Source organism: Streptomyces himastatinicus ATCC 53653, from assembly GCF_000158915.1.
GTDB classification, from domain to species: Bacteria; Actinomycetota; Actinomycetes; order Streptomycetales; family Streptomycetaceae; genus Streptomyces; species Streptomyces himastatinicus.
In genome coordinates this window covers 3,795,117-3,814,828 of the sequence record NZ_GG657754.1, presented here as the reverse complement: position 1 = coordinate 3,814,828, position 19,712 = coordinate 3,795,117, and the positions used below count along the sequence as shown (strand labels likewise).

The 19,712-nt window shown below is 71.3% G+C and carries 23 protein-coding genes and 1 pseudogene; 11 read left to right on the top strand and 13 right to left on the bottom strand.

The genetic code is table 11. The features are described 5' to 3' along the window. The 3 genes and pseudogenes from SSOG_RS15455 to SSOG_RS15445 form a co-directional block, all read left to right on the top strand. Positions 1–410 (top strand): annotated as a pseudogene (locus SSOG_RS15455) (glycoside hydrolase family 3 protein); the annotation flags it as partial. Between the two features lie 42 nt (positions 411–452). Then, entirely contained in the window at positions 453–1,523 is a 1,071-nt protein-coding gene (locus SSOG_RS15450) for an SIS domain-containing protein (RefSeq protein WP_009715160.1), read from the top strand. 277 nt (positions 1,524–1,800) lie between these two features. After that, on the top strand, positions 1,801–3,270 hold the full coding sequence (locus SSOG_RS15445) for a sensor histidine kinase (protein ID WP_039937673.1): 1,470 nt from the start codon (positions 1,801–1,803) through the stop codon (positions 3,268–3,270). Positions 3,271–3,423: 153 nt separating this feature from the next. On the opposite strand, the gene SSOG_RS15440 is transcribed toward SSOG_RS15445, so the two are convergent. Next, the gene (locus SSOG_RS15440; protein ID WP_003953983.1) at positions 3,424–3,681 is read right to left on the bottom strand and encodes a WhiB family transcriptional regulator; all 258 of its coding nucleotides are present in this window, start codon (positions 3,679–3,681) and stop codon (positions 3,424–3,426) included. 319 nt (positions 3,682–4,000) lie between these two features. Next, on the bottom strand, positions 4,001–4,969 hold the full coding sequence (locus SSOG_RS15435; protein WP_039937670.1) for a diacylglycerol/lipid kinase family protein: 969 nt from the start codon (positions 4,967–4,969) through the stop codon (positions 4,001–4,003). A 131-nt stretch (positions 4,970–5,100) separates the two neighbouring features. Here SSOG_RS15435 and SSOG_RS15430 point away from each other — a divergent pair, with 131 nt between their 5' ends. After that, complete coding sequence (locus tag SSOG_RS15430) at positions 5,101–5,607, top strand: hypothetical protein (RefSeq protein WP_009715157.1); 507 nt, start codon at positions 5,101–5,103, stop codon at positions 5,605–5,607. 32 nt (positions 5,608–5,639) lie between these two features. On the opposite strand, the gene SSOG_RS15425 is transcribed toward SSOG_RS15430, so the two are convergent. The 4 genes from SSOG_RS15425 to SSOG_RS15410 form a co-directional block, all read right to left on the bottom strand. Continuing rightward, positions 5,640–6,566: an RNA polymerase sigma factor SigF gene (locus tag SSOG_RS15425; RefSeq protein WP_078510599.1), complete on the bottom strand. Its 927-nt coding sequence runs from the start codon at positions 6,564–6,566 to the stop codon at positions 5,640–5,642. A gap of 17 nt (positions 6,567–6,583) precedes the next feature. After that, positions 6,584–6,997 carry an ATP-binding protein gene (locus tag SSOG_RS15420; protein ID WP_009715155.1) on the bottom strand — a complete coding sequence of 138 codons (414 nt, stop codon included), beginning with the start codon at positions 6,995–6,997 and terminating at the stop codon, positions 6,584–6,586. Between the two features lie 246 nt (positions 6,998–7,243). Further along, on the bottom strand, positions 7,244–7,783 hold the full coding sequence (locus SSOG_RS15415; protein WP_009715154.1) for a GNAT family N-acetyltransferase: 540 nt from the start codon (positions 7,781–7,783) through the stop codon (positions 7,244–7,246). Between the two features lie 80 nt (positions 7,784–7,863). Continuing rightward, positions 7,864–8,124, bottom strand: a complete 261-nt coding sequence (locus SSOG_RS15410; RefSeq protein ID WP_009715153.1) for a UBP-type zinc finger domain-containing protein — start codon at positions 8,122–8,124, stop codon at positions 7,864–7,866. A 60-nt stretch (positions 8,125–8,184) separates the two neighbouring features. On the opposite strand from SSOG_RS15410, the gene SSOG_RS15405 reads away from it, so the two are divergent. After that, on the top strand, positions 8,185–9,795 hold the full coding sequence (locus tag SSOG_RS15405) for a Na+/H+ antiporter (protein ID WP_009715152.1): 1,611 nt from the start codon (positions 8,185–8,187) through the stop codon (positions 9,793–9,795). 37 nt (positions 9,796–9,832) lie between these two features. On the opposite strand, the gene SSOG_RS15400 is transcribed toward SSOG_RS15405, so the two are convergent. Further along, complete coding sequence (locus SSOG_RS15400) at positions 9,833–10,423, bottom strand: peptidoglycan recognition protein family protein (protein WP_199844289.1); 591 nt, start codon at positions 10,421–10,423, stop codon at positions 9,833–9,835. A 169-nt stretch (positions 10,424–10,592) separates the two neighbouring features. Between SSOG_RS15400 and SSOG_RS15395 the strand changes: the two genes are divergently transcribed. The 3 genes from SSOG_RS15395 to SSOG_RS15385 all read left to right on the top strand — a co-directional run bounded on the left by SSOG_RS15395 (position 10,593) and on the right by SSOG_RS15385 (position 12,517). Then, positions 10,593–11,504 carry a glutaminase gene (locus SSOG_RS15395; protein WP_009715150.1) on the top strand — a complete coding sequence of 304 codons (912 nt, stop codon included), beginning with the start codon at positions 10,593–10,595 and terminating at the stop codon, positions 11,502–11,504. Between the two features lie 78 nt (positions 11,505–11,582). Then, the gene (locus SSOG_RS15390) at positions 11,583–11,807 is read left to right on the top strand and encodes a hypothetical protein (protein ID WP_039937668.1); all 225 of its coding nucleotides are present in this window, start codon (positions 11,583–11,585) and stop codon (positions 11,805–11,807) included. Further along, positions 11,804–12,517: a helix-turn-helix domain-containing protein gene (locus SSOG_RS15385; RefSeq protein ID WP_009715148.1), complete on the top strand. Its 714-nt coding sequence runs from the start codon at positions 11,804–11,806 to the stop codon at positions 12,515–12,517. Before SSOG_RS15390 ends, SSOG_RS15385 begins: the two co-directional genes overlap by 4 nt. 18 nt (positions 12,518–12,535) lie before the next feature. On the opposite strand, the gene SSOG_RS15380 is transcribed toward SSOG_RS15385, so the two are convergent. From SSOG_RS15380 to SSOG_RS15370, 3 genes are all read right to left on the bottom strand, one after another. Then, positions 12,536–12,907 (bottom strand): VOC family protein, encoded by a 372-nt coding sequence (locus SSOG_RS15380; RefSeq protein WP_078510598.1) that lies wholly within the window; start codon positions 12,905–12,907, stop codon positions 12,536–12,538. A 64-nt stretch (positions 12,908–12,971) separates the two neighbouring features. Then, positions 12,972–13,910, bottom strand: coding sequence for a beta-ketoacyl-ACP synthase III (locus tag SSOG_RS15375; protein ID WP_009715146.1), 939 nt, complete (start codon positions 13,908–13,910; stop codon positions 12,972–12,974). A gap of 142 nt (positions 13,911–14,052) precedes the next feature. After that, positions 14,053–14,721 carry an HAD family acid phosphatase gene (locus SSOG_RS15370; protein WP_039937666.1) on the bottom strand — a complete coding sequence of 223 codons (669 nt, stop codon included), beginning with the start codon at positions 14,719–14,721 and terminating at the stop codon, positions 14,053–14,055. Between the two features lie 303 nt (positions 14,722–15,024). Between SSOG_RS15370 and SSOG_RS15365 the strand changes: the two genes are divergently transcribed. Both SSOG_RS15365 and SSOG_RS15360 read left to right on the top strand, forming a co-directional pair. Beyond that, positions 15,025–15,375, top strand: a complete 351-nt coding sequence (locus SSOG_RS15365) for an STAS domain-containing protein (protein ID WP_009715144.1) — start codon at positions 15,025–15,027, stop codon at positions 15,373–15,375. 217 nt (positions 15,376–15,592) lie between these two features. Next, entirely contained in the window at positions 15,593–16,057 is a 465-nt protein-coding gene (locus tag SSOG_RS15360; protein WP_039937663.1) for an STAS domain-containing protein, read from the top strand. 51 nt (positions 16,058–16,108) lie between these two features. On the opposite strand, the gene SSOG_RS15355 is transcribed toward SSOG_RS15360, so the two are convergent. Together SSOG_RS15355 and snpA are read right to left on the bottom strand one after the other, a co-directional pair. Next, positions 16,109–16,324, bottom strand: a complete 216-nt coding sequence (locus SSOG_RS15355) for a hypothetical protein (protein WP_039941119.1) — start codon at positions 16,322–16,324, stop codon at positions 16,109–16,111. A 216-nt stretch (positions 16,325–16,540) separates the two neighbouring features. After that, entirely contained in the window at positions 16,541–17,200 is a 660-nt protein-coding gene (gene snpA, locus SSOG_RS15350) for a snapalysin (protein ID WP_009715141.1), read from the bottom strand. Between the two features lie 257 nt (positions 17,201–17,457). Here snpA and SSOG_RS15345 point away from each other — a divergent pair, with 257 nt between their 5' ends. After that, a complete protein-coding gene (locus tag SSOG_RS15345; RefSeq protein WP_009715140.1) occupies positions 17,458–18,477 on the top strand; it encodes a LysR family transcriptional regulator in 1,020 nt (339 codons plus the stop codon). 14 nt (positions 18,478–18,491) lie between these two features. Here SSOG_RS15345 and SSOG_RS15340 read toward each other — a convergent pair whose 3' ends face one another. Then, positions 18,492–19,700, bottom strand: coding sequence for a serine hydrolase domain-containing protein (locus SSOG_RS15340; RefSeq protein WP_009715139.1), 1,209 nt, complete (start codon positions 19,698–19,700; stop codon positions 18,492–18,494). Between the last annotated feature and the right edge of the window lie 12 nt (positions 19,701–19,712).

Sequence of the window (19,712 nt, the reverse complement as noted above, 5' to 3'; positions counted from 1 at the left end):
TCACTCCGGTGGCCGGTATCGCCGTCGGCGACGAGACCCCCTGGGGCGTCGCCGCCGAGCTGTCCCGGCTGCTCCCCGGCACCACGACCGCCGCCCACGGTCCCGAGGACATCGCGGCCCGGGGCGCGTCCGCCGTGGTCACACAGATGCTCGACGACGCGGCGGACCGTAGGATCGTCGCTGTGGTACGCGACGTCCACCGCCACGACTGGATGGCGGGCGTCCTTCACGCCCTGCTCGCCGCCCGGCCGGACACCGTCGTCGTAGAGATGGGGGTGCCCCAGGCACCTCCCGGCGGCGCCCTGCACATCGCGACCCGCGGCGCCGCCCGGGTCTGCGGGCGGGCGGCCGCGGAAGTCATCACCGGCGTCAGCACCGGCGCCGTCACCGGCAATGAAGCCGGGCACTGACACCCCACGCACCACCGGCACAGCCCACTGGAGGCACCCGAAATGTCCGCCACGACGACGGCCCCGCGCAGCGATCAGCCGGGCCGGATCATGTCCGGCGAGATGAACGAGCAGCCCGCGGTCCTGCGCCGCATCCTCGACCAGGGCGCTCCGAAGATCCGTGAGACCGCCGAGCGGATCGCCGCGCGCGCACCGCGCTTCGTCCTGCTCACCGCCCGGGGCACCTCCGACAACGCGGCCCTGTACGCCAAGTACCTGCTCGAAGTGCTGCTGGGCAAGCCGTGCGGGCTGACCTCCATGTCCACCACCACCGCGTACGGCGCGCGGCAGGACCTCACCGATGTACTGGTGATCACCGTCAGCCAGTCCGGCGGCTCCCCGGACCTGGTCGCCTCCACCGAGGCCGCCCGCGCGGCCGGGGCGATCACCCTCGCGGTGACCAACAACGCGGACTCGCCGCTCGCCGCGGTCTCCGAGTTCCACATCGACGTGCTGGCCGGGCCCGAGAAGGCGCTGCCCGCCACCAAGACCTACACCGCCGAACTCCTCGCCCTCTACCTCTTCGTCGAAGGGCTGCGCGGCGGCGACGGCGCGGCGGCCAAGGCGCTGCCCGACCTCGCCCAGCAGATCCTGGACCGCCAGGGCGAGGTGAAGCAGCTCGCGGGCCGCTACCGGTTCGCCGAGCGGATGGTCCTCACCTCCCGGGGCTACGGCTATCCCACGGCGAAGGAAGCGGCCCTGAAGCTGATGGAGACCAGCTACATCCCGGCCCTCTCCTACTCCGGCGCCGATCTGCTGCACGGCCCGCTCGCCATGGTCGACAACATCTCGCCGGTGATCGCGATCGTCACCGAGGGCAAGGGCGGCCAGGCGCTCCAGCCCGTCCTGGAGCGGCTGCGCGGCCGCGGCGCGGATCTCGTGGTGATCGGCAGCCAGGCCGAGGTGGACCGGGCGTCCGCCGGTTTCGCCCTGCCCACCGAGTCGGTCGCCGAGGAGGTCCAGCCGATCCTGGAGATCCTGCCGCTCCAGATGCTGGCGTACGAGGTCACCATCGCCCGGGGGCAGGACCCGGACGCGCCGCGCGCGCTGGCCAAGGTCACCGAGACCCGCTGAGTGGCTCCCGTAAAAACACCCGCGGGCCGCGGCGCCGGGGCGGGACCCTCAACCCACCCGGCACCGCAGCCCGGAGCTCGTCGGCCGAGCAGCCGACCTCAAGAGGCGTACGGAGCGGTCAGGGCAGAGCGCGCCGTGTGCCTCCGATCCACCCTCCTGTGCGGGGAGGGCGGAAGATCGCATCGCTGGCTATTCTGGACTAGACCAGTGTCGTCTGTCCACGCTTATGTGTGAATCGGCTCATCTCTCGTCCGGGTAGGCTCGCCATGTGCCCTCCATGAACGATCTCGTACACCAGCACACGGCCCTCGACGAATCCGATCTCGAGTGGCTTCACCTGCTGGTATCGGAGTGGCAGCTGCTCTCCGACCTCTCCTTCGCCGATCTTGTCCTCTGGGTGCCCACCAGCGACGGCACCCGCTATGTCTCGGTCGCGCAGATGCGGCCCAACACCGGGCCCACCTCCTATCAGGACGACATGGTCGGCCATCTCGTTCCCCGTGGCCGCCGTCCCATGCTCGATGCGGCGCACGACGAGGGCCGGATCGTCCGCGAGGGCGATCCCGAGTGGCGCGAAGAGGTCCCGGTCCGGGTGGAATCCATCCCGGTCCGGCGGGAGAGCCGGGTCCTGGGCGTCATCGCCCGCAACACCAATCTGCTGACCGTACGGACCCCCAGCCGCCTGGAGCTGACCTATCTCCAGAGCGCGTCCGACCTGGCCCAGATGATCGCGGCCGGGGCGTTTCCGTTTCCCGGCCAGCAGGTCGACATGGACGCCTCGCCGCGCGTCGGTGACGGGCTGATCAGGCTCGACGCGGACGGCGTGGTCCAGTACGCCAGCCCCAACGCGCTCTCCGCCTACCACCGGCTCGGGCTCGCCGCCGACCTCGTCGGCCACCACCTGGGCGAGACCACCGCCGAACTGGCCCCGGCACGCGGCCCGGTGGACGAGGCACTGGTCAAGCTCGCCAGCGGCTGGGCGCCCCGCGAATTCGAGGTCGAGAGCGGTGAGAACGGCGTCATCCAGCTGCGGGCCATCCCGCTCAAGCCCAAGGGCGTGCACATCGGCTCGCTCGTCCTGCTGCGGGACGTCACCGAACTGCGCCGCCGCGAGCGGGAGCTGATCACCAAGGACGCCACCATCCGGGAGATCCACCACCGGGTGAAGAACAACCTCCAGACGGTGGCCGCGCTGCTGCGGCTCCAAGCCCGCCGGATGGACTCCGCCCAGGGGCGGGAGGCGCTCAACGAGGCGGTGCGCCGGGTCGGTTCGATCGCGATCGTCCACGAGACCCTGTCCCAGACGCTCGACGAGCGGGTCGAGTTCGACGACATAGCCGACCGGGTGCTGGCGATGGTGGCCGAGATATCGCCCGGCAAGGTCACCGGCAGTCGCACCGGACGGTTCGGCATCCTCGACGCCGAGGTGGCCACCCCGCTGTCCATGGTCCTCACCGAAGTGCTCCAGAACGCGCTGGAGCACGGCTTCGGGCCGGGGGAGCAGGGCACGGTCGAGGTCTCGGCGGTGCGCGGCGGCGGCGAGGAGGGCCGGCTGATGGTGATCATCCAGGACGACGGGCGCGGGCTGCCCGAGGGGTTCGACCCCCAGCGCGCCGGAAACCTCGGCCTCCAGATCGTCCGCACCCTGGTGGAGGGCGAACTGGGCGGCACCTTCGACATGGTGCCCGCTCCGGAGCGCGGCACGCGTGTGGTCCTCGACATACCGGTGGATGCCGAGAAGCACTGAGAATCTTCACGGCCCTTTCACGGGGGCGGGTTCACGGCTGCGGGCAACGCACTGAGCCCCGGACCAGGATGGTCCGGGGCTCAAAAGCTCACGTTGCTGTGCGCATCGGGGCTACTGCGCGCTGCGGCTCGGGGGCCACGGGGCGTATCAGGGTCAGGCGCTGGCGTTCCGCGCCCGGTTCCGAGCGGCACGGCGCTTCATGGCGCGGCGCTCGTCCTCGCTGAGTCCACCCCAGACGCCGGAGTCCTGGCCGGACTCAAGCGCCCACTGCAGACACTGCTCCATGACGGGGCAGCGGCGGCAGACGGCCTTGGCTTCCTCGATCTGCAGCAGCGCAGGACCGGTGTTGCCGATGGGGAAGAACAGCTCGGGGTCTTCCTCGCGGCAAACGGCGTTGTGACGCCAGTCCATGGCTGCTCCATCTCCTCGTATTGCGGGCTTGTTGCTTGTGAATGTGAACGCTTTCACGAATCCCCCGACAAGGACAGGGACGCCGCCAGTTTGGGCGCTGGTTGGTCCCGTGGGATTGAGGAGGGGGTTCGGGCTCTCAAGGGGGCCGTTCGTCCGGCCGTCCCGATCGCCAAGAAGAGATTCGCAAACCTCGGCGGCGGATACAACCCCTTCCGGAAAGTTTTTTTTGATTCCTTGGTGTCGGCTGTATCACAGCCGTACTTCCCGGGGGTGGATCCCAGCCTAAACGTTCGACTACAAGGACTTTATGGGGTCTGACTCACACAATCACACGCAGTGCACGGCGTACGCCTGTGAACGTCACGCTCGTACGCAGTCCCAGATGGTCTCCGTCCATCTGGAACGGCAGTGGCGCCTGGGATTGCAAGGTGAAGTCCGTCAGATCGTGGAGCCCCACCGTGTGCTTGCCGTGCGGGCCCCGCTCGGGGGACGACATCAGCAGCTGGGTCGCGTAGCGGGTCATCGCCGGCGCCGACAGCTTGGCGAGTCCCAGCACGTCAAGGGCGGTGTCGAAGGAGGCGCGCGGCGCCGCGTAGACCGGGCGGTTGCCCAGATAGGTCCACGGGGAGGTGTTGCAGACTATGGACAGCGCCAGGTCCTTGATCGGGTCCTGGCCGGGCCGCTGGATGGTGATGGTGCCCTGTCGCCGGTTCGGCTCCCCGAGGAACTGGCGCACCATCTGCCGTATGTAGAGGGCATGGGTCGAACGCTTGCCGCGTTCCCGCTGCTGCTCGACCCGGCCGATCACGCTCGCGTCGAAGCCGAAGCCCGCGCAGAAGGTGAACCAGCGGGCGGGCACCGACTCGTCCGCGGTGCCGGGGGTCCCGGCCGCGAGTCCGAGGCCCACGGTGCGCTCGGTACCGTCCCGCAGCGCGTCCAGCAGGGCGCCGGTCGCCTCGACGGCGTCGTTGGGCAGACCCAGCGCGCGGGCGAACACATTGGTGGAACCGCCGGGGACCACCGCGAGGCGCGGCAACTCGCCCGGTGCGGGGCCGTTGTGCAGCAGCCCGTTGACGACTTCGTTGACGGTGCCGTCGCCGCCCAGCGCCACGACCAGCTCATGGGTGCCGCCGTCGACCGAACGACGGGCCAGATCGCGTGCATGCCCCCGGTACTCCGTGGTCGCCACGTCGAGCTTCAGATCGCTGGCGAGCGCGTGGGTCAGGACGTCACGGGTGCGGGCACTGGTGGTGGTTGCTGCCGGATTGACCACGAGGAGTGCGCGCATGAGCGCCAGCCTACCGACCCGCCGGAACCTTCCCCGACCCCCGGGGGCGCCCACGAGGCCCGCGCGCGGCCCAGGCGTGCCAGGCGTCGCGGGCCCGGCGGGGCTGTGCGGACATGCCCTAGGCTGCTGGCGTGAGCAGGAAGAAGCCCGCCAAGACGCCCAGGACCGGCACTCCCAAGGCCAAGGCCACCGAGCCCGCCACGAAGGCCGCCCCCGCCGCCGAGGCCGCCGACGTGGCGCCCGTGGGGCCGCGGCCGGTCCGGCTGACCGTGGCCGCGGCGCTGGCCGCCGTCGAGGGGCTGGTGCTCGTGGGGTTCGGGGTCTACGTCCTGATCATGGGTCTGGCCGGGGACCCGGAGAGCCCGCAGCAGGCGGAGACGCTCGGGGTCACCGTGCTCGCCCTGGCCCTGCTGCCGCTGCTGGCGGCCCGCGGGCTGTGGCTGCGGCGCCGCTGGAGCCGCGGCCCGGCGATGATCACTCAGCTGATGGCGCTGCCGGTGGCCTGGACGCTGGTGCAGAACGGCGGCGGGCTGATCATCGTCGGTCTGCTGACCGCCATCGCGGCCGTCACCGTCCTGGGCATGCTGATCAACCCGACCGCGACCGAGGCGCTGGGCATCGGCCCGCGCGACGCCTAGGAGTGCCCGGGGCTCGCCCCGGGCACCGCTCGCTACTCCTCGACCAGCAGCCGGTCCCGCAGCTGGGCGAGGGTGCGCGCCAGCAGCCGTGAGACGTGCATCTGGGAGATGCCGACCTCCTGCGCGATCTGCGACTGCGTCATGTTCCCGAAGAACCGCAGCAGCAGGATCTTCTTCTCGCGCGGCGGCAGATCCTCCAGCAGCGGCTTGAGGGATTCGCGGTACTCGACGCCCTCCAGCGCCTCGTCCTCCGCGCCGAGGGTGTCCGCCACCGCCGGGGACTCGTCGTCCGTGTCCGGTACGTCCAGCGACAGCGTGCTGTACGCGTTGGCGGACTCCAGGCCCTCCAGCACCTCTTCCTCGGAGATGGCCAGATGCTCGGCCAGCTCATGGACGGTCGGGGCGCGCCCGTGTCGCTGGGACAGCTCGGCGGTGGCCGTGGTCAGCGAGAGCCGCAGCTCCTGGAGCCGGCGCGGCACCCGCACGGCCCAGCCCTTGTCGCGGAAGTGCCGCTTGATCTCGCCGACGACCGTGGGGGTCGCGTAGGTCGAGAACTCCACACCGCGGTCCGGGTCGAACCGGTCAACGGACTTGATCAGTCCGATGGTGGCCACCTGGGTCAGGTCGTCCAGCGGCTCGCCGCGGTTGCGGAAGCGCCGGGCCAGGTGCTCGACCAGGGGCAGGTGCATGCGCACGAGGTTGTTGCGCAGCTCGGCCCGCTCCGCGGAGCCGTCGGGGAGGCCCCGCAGCTCGATGAACATCGCCCGCGCGCCGCTCCGGTCGTGCGGATCGTGCGGCTGCGGATCGTGCTGCTGAGGCACCTGCTCCTGCTCGTGCTGATCCATGTGGTCCGCCCGCTCTGGTCGGTCTCCTGCCGCCTCCGAGTCCGCGGGATGCGGTCGGGCCGGCGGGTGCGGGATGGCCGGGGTGCGTACTCCCCGCGATGATGCAGTGCTCACGGAGCCCCCTTTGTCCGTCACGGCTGTCCGGGGCCGGCGCCGCGCTCCTTGTACAGGCTGATGCTGACCGTACGGTCCTCGGCGACGGTCGAATCCACCTTGCCCGCCAGTGCGGAGAGCACCGTCCAGGCGAAGGTGTCGCGCTCGGGGGCGCGGCCGTCGGTGGTCGGAGCCGCCACGGTCACCTGTAGCGCGTCGTCGATGAGTCGGAAGACGCAGCTCAGCACACTGCCGGGGACGGCTTGCTGGAGCAGGATCGCGCAGGCCTCGTCGACCGCGATGCGCAGATCCTCGATTTCGTCGAGGGTGAAGTCCAAGCGGGCTGCCAGGCCGGCGGTCGCCGTACGCAGCACCGACAGATAGGCCCCCGCAGCGGGCAGCCGGACTTCCACGAAGTCCTGGGTCCCGGGCTCGCCTGCGATCTGGGACACCCTCACCTCCAAGGTGACACAAGCTGTTTGAGCTGAGCTGATTGGAGCGTCGGCCATATGCCCTTATGGTGGAGGGATAACGGACCGGCGCGATGTGCGGTTCGGCTGCGACGCTATCGCGATCTGCCACTCGGTGTCGCCCGGACGAAGCACGGCCCCCGTCACGGGTGAACCCCCGAGATGAACATTCCCGATATCACTCATAGTAAGCATATGAGTACGCAGCGTGGCTAGGGGTTTGCGGTCTCAATTCGAAAGAGATGTCGCCTTACTCAACGAACCGCTGGTCGGAGCTATGCCCGGAGCCTGCGCGGCCAGCGCCCGCAGTGGTTCCCCCGACAGCCTTCGCACGGTCCATTCGTCCATCGGCTCGGCGCCGATGGACGCGTAGAAGCCGATCGCCGGTTCGTTCCAGTCCAGCACCGACCATTCGAAGCGGGCATAACCCCGCTCCACGCAGATCCGTGCCAGCTCGGCCAGCAGCGCCTTGCCGTGGCCGCCGCCGCGGGCCCGCGGCGTGACGTACAGATCCTCCAGATACACCCCGTGGGTGCCCGTCCAGGTGGAGAAGTTACGGAACCACAGGGCGAACCCGACCGGCTCGGCCGCCCCGCCGCCGACCTCCTCGGCGATCAGCGCGAACACCGCCGGATGCTCGCCGAAGAGCGCCGTGCGCAACTGCTCCTCGGTGGCCTTGGCCTCCTGGGGTGCCCGCTCGTACTCGGCCAGCTCGCGGATCATCGCGAGGATGGCCGGGACGTCGGACGGCTTCGCTGATCGGATCATGTGGTGAAGGCTAGCTCGCCGCACCGACAACGTGGCAGCGGATTCCCTGCCGTGCGGCACCGGACACGGCACCGCACCCGCTAGACGATCAGCAGATCCACGTAGCACCAGCGCCATTCCTCGCCCGGTTCGAAGCTGCGCATCACCGGATGCCCGGTCTCCTCGAAGTGGCGGGTGGAGTGTCGATAGGTCGATGAATCGCAGCACCCGACGTAGCCGCACGCCAGACACATCCGCAGCTGCACCGGATGGCAGCCGACCGCCAGGCAGTCCGGGCAGGTGGTGGTCCGCGGCTCCGGTTCGGGGCGCGGCAGGGCCGGAATGTGTGGGCACTCCCTCATGATTGCCAGACTAAGCCGCTGGCGAGCTGGCGAAGGCGACGAATCGGGACGGGCCGGGGCATGGACGTAACTCCGCTGTTGATGCTGGTCGCGGGCAGCGCGGCGGTCGCGGGCGCGGCCCGGCGCACCCCCGTGCCCGCGCCGCTGCTGCTGGTCACGGTCGGGCTGGTGGTCTCGTATCTGCCGGGCGTGCCGGACTACACCCTGAAGCCGGAGGTCGTGCTCCCCCTGGTGCTGCCGCCGCTGCTGCACACCGCCGCGCTCGACAGCTCCTATCTGGACCTGCGCGCCAATATGCGGCCGGTGGCGCTGCTGTCGTTCGGCTATGTGCTGTTCGCCACCCTCGCCGTCGGCTGGATAACCCATCTCCTGGTGCCCGGACTGCCGCTGACCGCCGCCCTGGTGCTGGGCGCGGTGATCGCCCCGCCGGACGCGGTGGCGGCCACCGCCATCGCCCGCCGGGTCGGGCTGCCCTCCCGGCTGACGACCGTCCTGCGGGGCGAGTCCCTGGTCAACGACGCGACCGCGATCACCGCCTACCGGGTGGCGCTCGCCGCGGCGGTGGGGGAGGGCGCCACCTGGACCCATGCCGCCTGGGAGTTCGTGCTCGCGGCGGTGGGCGGCGTCGGCGTCGGCCTGGTCCTGATGGTGCCGCTGCACTGGCTGCGCACCCGGCTGCGCGATCCGCTGCTCCAGAACACCCTCTCGCTGCTGATCCCCTTCACCGCCTACGCGGCCGCCGAACAGGTCGAGGCGTCGGGCGTGCTGGCGGTCGTGGTGGTCGCGCTCTACCTCGGGCACCGCTCCTGGCAGGTCGACTTCGCGACCCGGCTCCAGGAGGCGGCCGTCTGGAGGATGACCGCCTTCATCCTGGAATCGGCCGTGTTCGCGCTGATCGGGCTGCAACTGCGGTTCGTGGTGGGCGGCCTCGGGGAGTACGGGGCGAGGGAGGCGGCCTGGTACGCGGCCGCCGTGTTCCTGGCCGTGGTGGCCGTACGGTTCGTCTGGGTCTTCCCCGCGACCTTCCTGCCGCGCGCGCTCTTCCCCAGGATCCGGGAGCGGGAGCCCGGCACCGACTGGCGGGCGGCGGTCATCATCGGCTGGGCCGGGATGCGCGGGGTGGTGTCCCTGGCCATCGCCTTCTCCATCCCGGAGACCGTGCACGGCGGAGGCGCCTTCCCGGGCCGCACCCTGATCCTCTTCCTGGCCTTCACCACCGTCATCGGGACCCTGGTCGTCCAGGGGCTCACCCTGCCCGCCCTGATCCGGGCGCTGGGCATGCCGGGGCGCGACCTCCAGGCCGAGACACTCGCCGAGGCGCAGGCGCAGGCCGAGGCGTCGCGGGCCGCCGAGCACCGGCTGGACGAACTCCTCGCCGACGAGCGCAACACGCTGCCGCCGCCGCTGGCCAACCGGCTGCGCCTGGTGCTGGAGCGGCGCCGCAACGCGGTGTGGGAACGGCTCGGCACGGTCAACGAGGTGACGGGGGAGTCGGCTGACGACACCTACCGCAGGCTGGCGCGCGAGGTGATCGGCAGTGAGCGCGAGGTGTTCGTGAAGCTGCGGGACGCGCGCCGGATCGACGACGAGATGCTCCGTACGCTGCTGCGCCGACTGGACCTGGAGGAGGCGGCGGCCTATCGGGAGGAAACCGCGGAGGGCGGACCCTGACCGTCTCCGGCCGGGGCCCGCCCACCGCGGATGGTTGTTACTTCAGCCGCTCACGGATGCGCGCGCGCATCGAGTCCATCGAAAAGCCCCGGGGGTCGATCTTGCCCGGCTGCCATTCGAGATGGCCGATCACCGAACGCTCGGTCCAGCCGTGGCGGCGGCAGACCGCCGCCGCTGCCCGGGCGATCGCGTCCAGTTGGGCCTCGGGCCACGGGTCCTTCCCGTCGCCGAGGTTCTCGCATTCGAAGCCGTAGAACGCGCGATTGCCGTCCGTGTTGGCCTCGTTGTCGGGCGGGAGCGTCTTTTCGGCGATCACGGCGCGCAGGACCTCGTCATCGCCGAGCCCCGCGTGGTTGGCGCGGCCGTAGCCGACGAGATGCACCCCGCCGTCCTTGGCGATCACGCCGTGGCACAGCGGGCCGGGCAGCGCCTCGTAGCCGTCGCGGCAGATCTCGACGGTGAGGTCGGTGCCGGAGGTGACGGTGTGGTGGATCATCACACCGTGCACTCCGCCCCACGGTCCCTTGTGGTTTCGGTTGTGGTTCCGCCAGTCGCCGACCTGCACCACACGCAGGCCCTCGTTCTTCAGTGCCGCCAGGAAGTCCCCCGCGGACATGGGTGAGGCCATGACCGCCTCCGTTCTGATCGTCCGGCGGGCGCCCATCGCGGCCCGCCTGTATCACCGTATGCTTACCCAAAAACACGGTGGGTTATTGAGTCCTGGTTGAGGGGCGGTTGAGAGCGCCCGTTATGGTGCATCTGATCCGCTCGACGACGCGCAGGAGAACCACCGCACCATGCACTACCAGGACGTACTCGACGAGGTCGCGGCCCATGTGGCGCCCCACATCGGCCGGGGGCAGGTGGCCCAGTACATCCCCGCGCTCGCGGCGGTCGACCCGGATCGGTTCGGCATCGCCCTCGCGGACGTCGACGGCAACGTGACCGGGGTCGGCGACTGGGAGCGGCCCTTCTCCGTGCAGTCGATCTCCAAGGCGTTCGGCCTGGCGCTCGTCCTCGCGCAGGACGGGGAGAAGTTGTGGCGGCGGGTCGGCCGGGAGCCCTCGGGCAACCCGTTCAACTCCCTGGTGCAGCTGGAGCACGAGAACGGCATCCCGCGCAATCCGTTCATCAACGCCGGCGCGCTGGTCGTCACCGACCGGCTGCACAGCCTCACCGGCGACGCCAGCACCACCATGCTGGACTTCCTGCGCGCCGAGAGCGGCAACCCCGACCTGGCCTTCGACCCGGTCGTCGCCGAGTCCGAGTCCGGCCACGGCGACCGCAACGCCGCCCTCGCGCACTTCATGGCGAGCTACGGCAACCTCGACAACCCCGTACCGACCGTCCTGGAGCACTACTTCTGGCAGTGCTCGATCGAGATGAGCTGCCGCGACCTGGCCCTCGCGGGCGGTTTCCTGGCCCGCCACGGACTGCGCGCGGACGGCTCCCGGCTGTTGTCGCGGCGCGAGGCGAAGCGGGTCAACGCGGTCATGCTCACCTGCGGGACGTACGACGCGGCGGGCGACTTCGCGTACCGCGTCGGGCTGCCCGGCAAGAGCGGGGTGGGCGGCGGGATCATCGCCGTGATCCCGGGGCGGTGCACGCTGTGCGTGTGGAGCCCCGGTCTGGACGCCCGCGGCAACTCGGTGGCCGGGGTGGCGGCGCTGGACCACTTCACCACGGTGACCGAGTGGTCGGTGTTCTAGGCGCCGTCTGTGGGCCTCCAGGGTGGCGCCGCGCCGGTGGTGGCGGGAGCATGGAGAGGTAGCAGGAGGTGTGGCGCCATGCAGCACGAGATGCGCGCGGAGTACGAGGAGGGCAGCTCCGGGCGGGTGGCGGGCGCGCCGGTCAAGATCTGGCACATGGTCCGGGGCAACGGCACGGCCGCGATGTGCGGCCGCGAGCTGGCCCCGGACGCCGAGACGCAGGACGCGGACCTGTGGGCCACGGGCGACTCCGGGCCCTTCTGCCACTCCTGCGGCGCGATGTATCTGCGCGAGGTCCCTTGAGCGACGGCGGGAACGACTACCGGGAGCGGGCGTCGCGGCTCGGTGGCGGCGCGGTGGTGTGGTCCCGCACCGCCGGGGCCGGGCCGCAGCGGGTGCTGCCCGACGGCTGTACGGACCTGATCTGGCTCGACGGCAGGCTGCTGGTCGCCGGGCCCGATACCCGCGCCCATCTGACCGGCGGTCCCGCGGGAACGCGGGCCGTGGGGCTGCGCTTCGCCCCGGGGGCGGGGCCCGCGGTGCTGGGCGTACCGGCCTGCGAACTGCGTGATCAACGGGTGCCGTTGGCCGCGCTGTGGCCGGAGGCCGAGGTGCGCAGGCTGGCGGAGCGGGCCTTCGACGTACGGAACGGACAGGTGGGGCGGGTGCTGGAGGCCGCCGCGCTGGACCGGCTACGGGGCGCGGAGCCCGCCGATCCGGTGGTGGGCGAGGTCGTCGCGGGGCTCTCCGGCGGGCGGAGCGTGGCGGAGGTGGCCGGGGCGGTGGGCCTGGGCGCCCGGCAGCTGCACCGGCGGTCGCTGGCGGCCTTCGGGTACGGGCCGAAGACGCTGGGCCGGGTGCTGCGGCTGAACCGGGCGCTGGAGCTGGCGCGCGGCGGGGTGCCGTTCGCCGAGGTGGCGGCGGTGGCCGGGTACGCGGACCAGGCGCATCTGGCGCGGGAGGTGCGGGGGCTGGCGGGCGTACCGCTGGGCGGGCTGCTGGAACCCGCCTAGCGAGCCTCGTCGGGGCCGTCAGCCGGGCAGCGGGGCGAACAGGGCGACGTTGTTGCCGTCCGGATCCAGCAGGACCGCGTAGCGCTGGCCCCAGAAGGCGTCCCAGGGCGCCTTGGAGCCCCGTACACCGCCGTCCGTGAGCTTGGCGTACGCGGCGTCCACCTCGGCCGGGCTGTCGCACAGGAAGGCCAGTTCCATCCGTCCCGGCCCGCTGGGCGGCGGGGTCTCGGCCCGGTCCCACATCAGGCGCAGGCCGCCCGGCAGGGTGGCCTCCGCGTGCGGCTGGGTGTCGGCCTCGGCGGGGATGTCCAGGCCGAGCATGCGGTAGAAGGCGAGGGAGGCGGCCATGTCCGCGACGGCCAGCCCGATCGCGTCGAATCGTGGTGTCATGCGGGCAGCGTAGGCAGCCCGCGACCCGCCGGTCTTGAACGAATCGGACACCGGCGGAGGGCGGCTAGGGGCAGCGGATGACCTGGCCGCCGTACGACAGGTTGCCGCCGAAGCCGAACAGCAGCACCGGGCTTCCGGAGGGGATCTCGCCGCGTTCGACCAGCTTGGACAGGGCGAGCGGAACGCTGGCCGCCGAGGTGTTCCCGGAGTCCACGACATCGCGCGCGATCACCGCGTTGACCGCGCCGAGCTTGCGGGCGACCGGTTCGATGATCCGCAGGTTGGCCTGGTGGAGCACGACACCGGCCAGGTCCGCCGGTTCGATCCCGGCGCGGGCGCACACCTCGCGGGCTATGGGCGGCAGTTGGGTGGTGGCCCAGCGGTACACGGACTGGCCCTCCTGCGCGAAGCGCGGCGGGGTGCCCTCGATACGGACGGCGTTGCCCATCTCGGGCACCGAACCCCATACCACCGGCCCGATGCCCGGCTCCTCGGCCGCCGTCACCACGGCCGCGCCCGCGCCGTCGCCCAGCAGGACGCAGGTGGAGCGGTCGGTCCAGTCCGCGGCCTCGGTGAACTTGTCCGCGCCGATCACCAGCGCGGCGGTGGCCGATCCGGCCCGTATCGCGTGGTCGGCGGTGGCCAGGGCGTGGGTGAACCCGGCGCACACCACGTTGATGTCCATGGCGGCGGGGCAGGACAGGCCCAGTCGGGCGGCGACGCGGGCGGCCATGTTGGGGCTGCGGTCGATGGCGGTGGACGTGGCGACCAGCACCATGTCGATGTCGGTGGGGGCGAGGCCGCTGTGGGCGAGGGCCTTGGCGGCGGCCGCCGCGGCCATCTCGTCCACCGTCTCGTCGGAGCGCGCCACATGGCGGGTGCGGATCCCGACCCGGCTGCGGATCCACTCGTCGCTGGTGTCGACCATGGCGGCGAGGTCGTCGTTGGTGAGTACCTTCGCGGGCTGGTAGTGGCCGAGCGCCTGTACGCGTGAACCGGTCATCCTTCCAGTCTTGGGGGCCGCGGCCCCGTCCGGTGCGCGGGCGCCGACAACGTATGGCCCCGAGATCTGGAGCTTTCGGCCTTCCCAGCCGTCGGTGGCGGCCTTCCGGTGTATGGCCGCCACCGCGTTCAGGGCCTTGACGTCAGGAGAGCTGGCCGTCGTAGTCCGGGAGCTTGAAGGTCTTCTCGGCGTGGCCGCCGACCAGGTCGGTGGGGCTGTTGCCGATGTTGGCGATGATCGTGTAGCCCTTCTTCTCGATCTCCGCGCGCTTGGCCGTCTTGTACGCGGCCACCTCGTCGAAGAGGTCGGGCAGGCTGCGCACGTACAGCCCGGCCACCGGGTAGCCCACCGTCTCCAGGTTGTACCGGGTGGGCAGGGTGAGGATGTCCGGGCGCGCGGTGACGAAGAAGAGGTCGACGCCGCGGGTGTCCGCGTACTTCATGAGCTGGAGGACCGGCTCCACGGCGGGTGCCGGGAAGGCGAATTTGAAGTCCGACTCCAGCGACGTGTTGTCGATGTCGAGGACGATGGCCTGCTTCTCGCCCCCGGGGTTCTGGGTGCGCTGCTCGACGTAGGGCCGGGCCTGGTCGATGACGGCCTTCACATCGCGCTTCCAGGTCTCGTAGTCGACCTTCGCGGCGGCGGTTCCGCTGGTGGCGGCGGTTCCGGTGGCGGTGCCGGTCGCGCTCGGCGTGGCGGCCGACGTGGTCGCGGCGGTGGCCGTCGTGGCCGCGCCGCCCAGGCCGATGGCCATGGCCACGGCCACCGTCGTCACGCCGAGCCGTCGTGATCGCACGCGTGCTGGAGTCATGGGTTCCGTCCCTCGTCGTCGTGTCGAAGTGTGTTGCCCGAGTGGCATGTTCACGTTCGACGGTGGACATGAGAAGACCGATGCGTTTACTGATGAGTAACGATTGGCGCGGAGGAGGCTTCCCGGGCCGGAAATAGGCCAACGACACGTGCCGTGCCGTTCATTGACTGGTCAGCCGATAGATGGGTATGTCATGTACTGAAGGGCCGGCCTGGACCCCGGCGGTGCACGCACCCCGCCCGGACGTCGTGTCACCTCCAGAGCTCCGGTGTCGCGCGCCTCCACCCTGCCGAGGAGGCTTGCATGTTCGATGATCGGCCCGCCTTCGGCGTCCGTGTGCGTGTGCTGGGCGGTGTCACGGTCGCTGAGATCGCGGGAGAGCTGGACATCTTCGCCGCGGGACGCATCTCCGCGCGGCTCGATTCCCTGGCCCGTACGGGATGCCCGGATCTGGTGCTGGACCTGCGGCAGGTCACGTTCCTGGACTGTGCCGGGGTGTCGTTACTGTGCCGGCTGCGCAACCGTGTGCTGGAGCGGGAGGGCCGGTTGCGGCTGGTCATCGTCGATCCGCGGTTCCTGCGACTGCTGCGGATGGTCAGGCTGGAGGACGCCTTCGAGGTGCTGGAGGATCTGGCACCGGCGGTCGCGGGCTGATCGGACGTCAATAGGAAGAAAAGGATTTCACTCGAACGAGCGTTTTTCGCTCGGGGAATGGCGCGTCCCTCTCTCTGTAACCGGCGGTCACCCCCTTACGCTCGCCTGCACGTCACCCAGGGCCCGGCGGAACTGCACCCGATGCTCCACTCTGCCCGCTTCCGGGAGTCCGAGGACGGTGAAAGGGGGCAGTGTGCCGTTCCGAGGGGAATTCGTGATGTCGCAGCAAGGCGCTCCCCGTGGCGCACCCATGCCGCAGGGGGCGTCACACGCGACGCCGGACGCCGCGCCGGGCTCCGACGCGGCCGCCGGTGACTTATGCCGCCTGCCGGACCACCCGGACCCGGCTCCGTACGCCCGTACGTCCCGGGTCGGCGGATACACCGTCGTCGCACTGCACGGTGAGATCGACATCGCCGGGCTGGCGGGCGTCGGCCCGGCACTGGACGCCGCCACGGGCGCCCGGGCGCCCGAGGTCGTGGTCGACCTGACGCCGACGACGTTCTTCGACTGCTCCGGTCTGGGGCTGCTGTGCCGCGCCCACCGCCGGGTGGCCGAGCGCGGCGGCCGGCTGCGGCTGGTGTGCGACGACCCGCTGATCCTGCGCACCTTGCGGGTGGGCGGGCTGCTCGATGTGCTCGGCCCGGTGGCCACGCTGGAGGACGCGGTCGGCGAGGAGTGACACGCCGGACGGGCGGCACGGCGGAGGCGCGGTGGGTCCGGGCGCGGTGTGTCAGACGCGCGGCGGCGCCACTCCGTGGCCCCGGTGCTGCCGCCCACGGCCCCAGCCGTGGCGACGGGGGCGGTGGCGGTGGCGATGGCGGGCCGGGAGATCGCTGTGGCGATCGGGCGCGATCTTGTTGCCGGTCTGGCGGTTGACGCGGTGGATCACCAGCACGCCCACGGCGATCATCGCCAGGATCACGACCACGTTGACGACGGTCTCCATGGTGTTCACTCCCTGCGGCCGGGCCCCGGCCTGGAGGAATTCCGGCCGAAATGCGCGAAACCTTGGTGAATACACCGTACCTCCGCCCGGAAGCGAGAGCGCCCCGCGTGCGGCTCTTCCCGGAAACACCCGCCGCCCGCACCGGCGTCGGGGGACCGGGTGCGGGCGGCGTGCCCTGATCAGTGGCTCAGGGGCTCACAGTGGCCTGGAAGGCGTTCAGTGGGCCTTGGCGAGGTCCTTCTTCTGGAGGGCGGCCAGGCCGTTGGCCCACAGCTGGTTCACACGGCTGATCTCGGCCGCGTTCGGCTGCGAGTTCTTGCAGGACGTCCCCGGGCCGCCACCGGACATCAGCTCGCTGCACGGGCCCGAGTAGTGGTCCGGCAGACCGAGTACGTGGCCGGTCTCGTGCGCGGTGACCCGCGTGGAGTCGTACTGCTGGTTCTGCTTGTAGTCCAGGAAGATGTAGCCGCCGCCGTGGCCGTCGGTGCTCGCGTACGACCCTCTGGAGTCGTTGCCCTCGCGGTAGGTGAAGTCGGGGTTGCTGCCCTCCTTCAGCTTCACGTTGCTCACCGACGCGTTCCATATCTGGGTGCTGCGGGCTATCACCGACTTGAAGGTCGGCGCCGAGCTCGCGCTGTAGGTGACGGTGACCGCGGCGGCCAGGCTGGGCGCCTTCGCCCGCTTGGCCAGCGCCGACTTCATCACGGCCTTGATGAAGGCGTCGGTGTCGGCCTTCTCCTCGGCGCCGGGGACGTACCCGGCGGATGCGGCGGACCGGGTGTGGTCGGGCGTGGCCGCCGACGCGGGCACGGCGGCGAGGCTCGCCGCCAGACCGAGGCCGAGGGTCGCGGACAGCGCCAACTTGGGAAGTGTCACGTGGGGGGCTCCTCATCGTCCTCGGGCCCCGCCGCCGTGTGGGGTGCGGCGGCGGGAGCCCTGGGATGAACTCTTGGTGCCGCAGAGTCTTGAGGAGATCCGGCGTGGCGCGGAGATGCCAACCGGCGATAGTCCCATGGCATATCCCGCCACGGGTCGGGAATGCCGACTCGCCCCGCAGAAAGGGGAATTGGCGCGGTTTCAGTGTCTGGTGTGACGCGCGAGAGCGCCGTTATGCTCCCGCCGTGGAGCTCGAGGTGAGGCACCTTCGTGCGCTGTGCGCCATCGCCGACACCGGCAGCCTACGGAAGGCGGCGCGGCAGCTGGGCATGAGCCAGCCCTCTTTGACGACACAGCTCCGGCGCATCGAGAACACCGTCGGCGGCCGGCTGTTCTCGCGGGAGGTCACCGGCAGCCGTCCCACCCCACTCGGACGGTCCGTGCTGAACCGGGCCCGGCCCATCGTGGCCGAGATGAACGCCCTCGTCAGCGAGGTCCGGTTGGAGGTGGGGCAGGCCGCGGGCGAAGCCCTGCGCATCGGCAGCACCGGCAGCAGGGCCGTGGTCGGATGGCTGCGCAGGCTCCGCGCCCGCTTCCCGGACGCCGACACCACCATCCACATCGACGTGTCCGCGAACGCGCTGCTGGAGATGGTCGCCGCCCAGCAGCTCGACGCCGCCTTCGTCCACGAGGTCGAGGGCACCCCGCTGCGGGTCCCCGAAGGGGTGCGGCGCCGGGTGCTGCTGGCCCGTGAGCCGCAGTTCGTGGCCCTCGCCGAGACGCATCCGGCCGCCGACGCACCCGTGGTGCGGCTCACGGACCTCGCCGACGACCAGTGGATGGTCGACCCCGCGGGGGACGGCGAAGGGCCCGGGCTGCGCCGCGTCCTCACCGCCGCCGGGCTGAACCCCCGGGTGGTGTACGGGGACTATCTGACCGCCGCCGATCTGGTCGCCTCCGGGGAGGTGGTCGCCCCGTGCCAGCCCACGGCCCGGTCGCGTCCCGGCATGGTGGTGCGGCCGCTGTACGGGGATCCGCTGACGGTCGGGCTGTACCTGGCCTCGCGCGCGCCGGACGCGGGCGGCGCGGCCGTCTCCGCCGACGTCGACGCGCTCTTCGCCGACCTGGAGACCGCGTACCTGGAGATCGCCTGGGCGAGCGACGCCTACCGCCAGTGGCTGCTGCGCAACGACAGCCCGCTGGTGCGGGTCCGCGACGCCCGTACGCCGGTCCCGCTGGCCGACATCGGCCTCGCGGGTCCGTCGGACGGCGCCTAGCGGGCGTCGCTGCCTCAGTCGTCGATCGCCTGGTAGGCCAGCGTCCAGAAGTCGAGGTACACCGGCGAGAACTGCGGGAACTGCGCGCGCTGGGTCAGCAGCACCGCCACCATCTGCTCCGCGGGATCCGAGGCCCAGGACGTGCCGAGCCCGCCGTCCCAGCCGAACCGGCCCGGCACCGCCGCGACCCCGTCCCGCCCGGTGACCACCGAAACCCCGAATCCCCAGCCCAGGTTGTCCCATGCGCCCGGGAGGAGGCCGGACACCGCCTTCTGGGCGGGGGTCAGCTGATCGGTCGTCATCAGCTCCACGGACGGCCGGGACAGGATGCGCCCGCCCCCGTCGTACCGCCCCCGGTCCAGCATCATCCGGCCGAACGCCAGGAAGTCGTCCATCGTGGAGACCAGGCCCCCGCCGCCGTCCGGGAACGCGGGCGGCGCGGCCCACCGGCTGTCCTCGACCCCGTCGTACCGTTCGGGCTTCCCCGTTTCGGGGTCGGCGAGGTAGGAGGTGGCCAGCCGGCCGAGCTTCTCCGGCGGTACGTGGAAACCGGTGTCTGCCATGCCCAGCGGTGCGAAGATCCGCTCCCGCAGAAAGTCCTCCAGCGGGCGGCCGGTGGCCCGCGCTAGAGCCACGCCCAGCACCTGGGAGCCGGTGTGGTAGAGCCACTTCTCGCCCGGCTGGTGCATCAGCGGCAGGGTGCCCAGGCGCCGCATCCACTCATCGGGGTCCGGCGCCGCGGCGGGGTCCGGCATCCCCGGCCCGACCCCCAGCTCCTGGACCGCCCGCGCCATGGGAGCGTCCTGCGGGCCCATCAGCATGCCGAGGCCCAGCCGGAACGTCAGCAGATCGCGCACGGTGATCGGGCGGACCGCCGGAACGGTGTCCTCCAGCGGTCCGTCGATCCGGCGGAGCACCCGCCGGTCGGCCAGCTCGGGCAGCAGCCGGTCCACCGGGTCGTCCAGCCGCAGCACGCACTCCTCGACCAGGATCATCGCCGCGACCGCGACGACCGGCTTCGTCATCGAGGCGATCCGGAAGATCGTGTCCCGGCGCATCGGATCCTCGCCGCCGACCGCCTTCGTACCGATCACATCGACATGCGTCTCACCGCGCCTGCTGAGCGCCGTGATCAGCCCGGGCGCCTCGCCCCGGTCGACATGGCGGGCCATCACGTCGTGCATCCGGCCCAGCCGCGCGGTCGAGAATCCTCCGTCACCCATGTGCGTGTCCCC

Excerpts from the sequence above, each read along its gene's own strand:
- SSOG_RS15450 (WP_009715160.1), top strand. The coding sequence starts at position 453 with ATGTCCGCCACGACGACGGCCCCGCGCAGCGATCAGCCGGGCCGGATC.
- SSOG_RS15445 (WP_039937673.1), top strand. The coding sequence starts at position 1,801 with ATGAACGATCTCGTACACCAGCACACGGCCCTCGACGAATCCGATCTC.
- SSOG_RS15440 (WP_003953983.1), bottom strand. The coding sequence starts at position 3,681 with ATGGACTGGCGTCACAACGCCGTTTGCCGCGAGGAAGACCCCGAGCTG.
- SSOG_RS15435 (WP_039937670.1), bottom strand. The coding sequence starts at position 4,969 with ATGCGCGCACTCCTCGTGGTCAATCCGGCAGCAACCACCACCAGTGCC.
- SSOG_RS15415 (WP_009715154.1), bottom strand. The coding sequence starts at position 7,783 with ATGATCCGATCAGCGAAGCCGTCCGACGTCCCGGCCATCCTCGCGATG.
- SSOG_RS15410 (WP_009715153.1), bottom strand. The coding sequence starts at position 8,124 with ATGAGGGAGTGCCCACACATTCCGGCCCTGCCGCGCCCCGAACCGGAG.
- SSOG_RS15405 (WP_009715152.1), top strand. The coding sequence starts at position 8,185 with ATGGACGTAACTCCGCTGTTGATGCTGGTCGCGGGCAGCGCGGCGGTC.
- SSOG_RS15400 (WP_199844289.1), bottom strand. The coding sequence starts at position 10,423 with ATGGCCTCACCCATGTCCGCGGGGGACTTCCTGGCGGCACTGAAGAAC.
- SSOG_RS15395 (WP_009715150.1), top strand. The coding sequence starts at position 10,593 with ATGCACTACCAGGACGTACTCGACGAGGTCGCGGCCCATGTGGCGCCC.
- SSOG_RS15390 (WP_039937668.1), top strand. The coding sequence starts at position 11,583 with ATGCAGCACGAGATGCGCGCGGAGTACGAGGAGGGCAGCTCCGGGCGG.
- SSOG_RS15380 (WP_078510598.1), bottom strand. The coding sequence starts at position 12,907 with ATGACACCACGATTCGACGCGATCGGGCTGGCCGTCGCGGACATGGCC.
- SSOG_RS15375 (WP_009715146.1), bottom strand. The coding sequence starts at position 13,910 with ATGACCGGTTCACGCGTACAGGCGCTCGGCCACTACCAGCCCGCGAAG.
- SSOG_RS15370 (WP_039937666.1), bottom strand. The coding sequence starts at position 14,721 with ATGACTCCAGCACGCGTGCGATCACGACGGCTCGGCGTGACGACGGTG.
- SSOG_RS15365 (WP_009715144.1), top strand. The coding sequence starts at position 15,025 with ATGTTCGATGATCGGCCCGCCTTCGGCGTCCGTGTGCGTGTGCTGGGC.
- SSOG_RS15360 (WP_039937663.1), top strand. The coding sequence starts at position 15,593 with ATGTCGCAGCAAGGCGCTCCCCGTGGCGCACCCATGCCGCAGGGGGCG.
- SSOG_RS15355 (WP_039941119.1), bottom strand. The coding sequence starts at position 16,324 with ATGGAGACCGTCGTCAACGTGGTCGTGATCCTGGCGATGATCGCCGTG.
- SSOG_RS15340 (WP_009715139.1), bottom strand. The coding sequence starts at position 19,700 with ATGGGTGACGGAGGATTCTCGACCGCGCGGCTGGGCCGGATGCACGAC.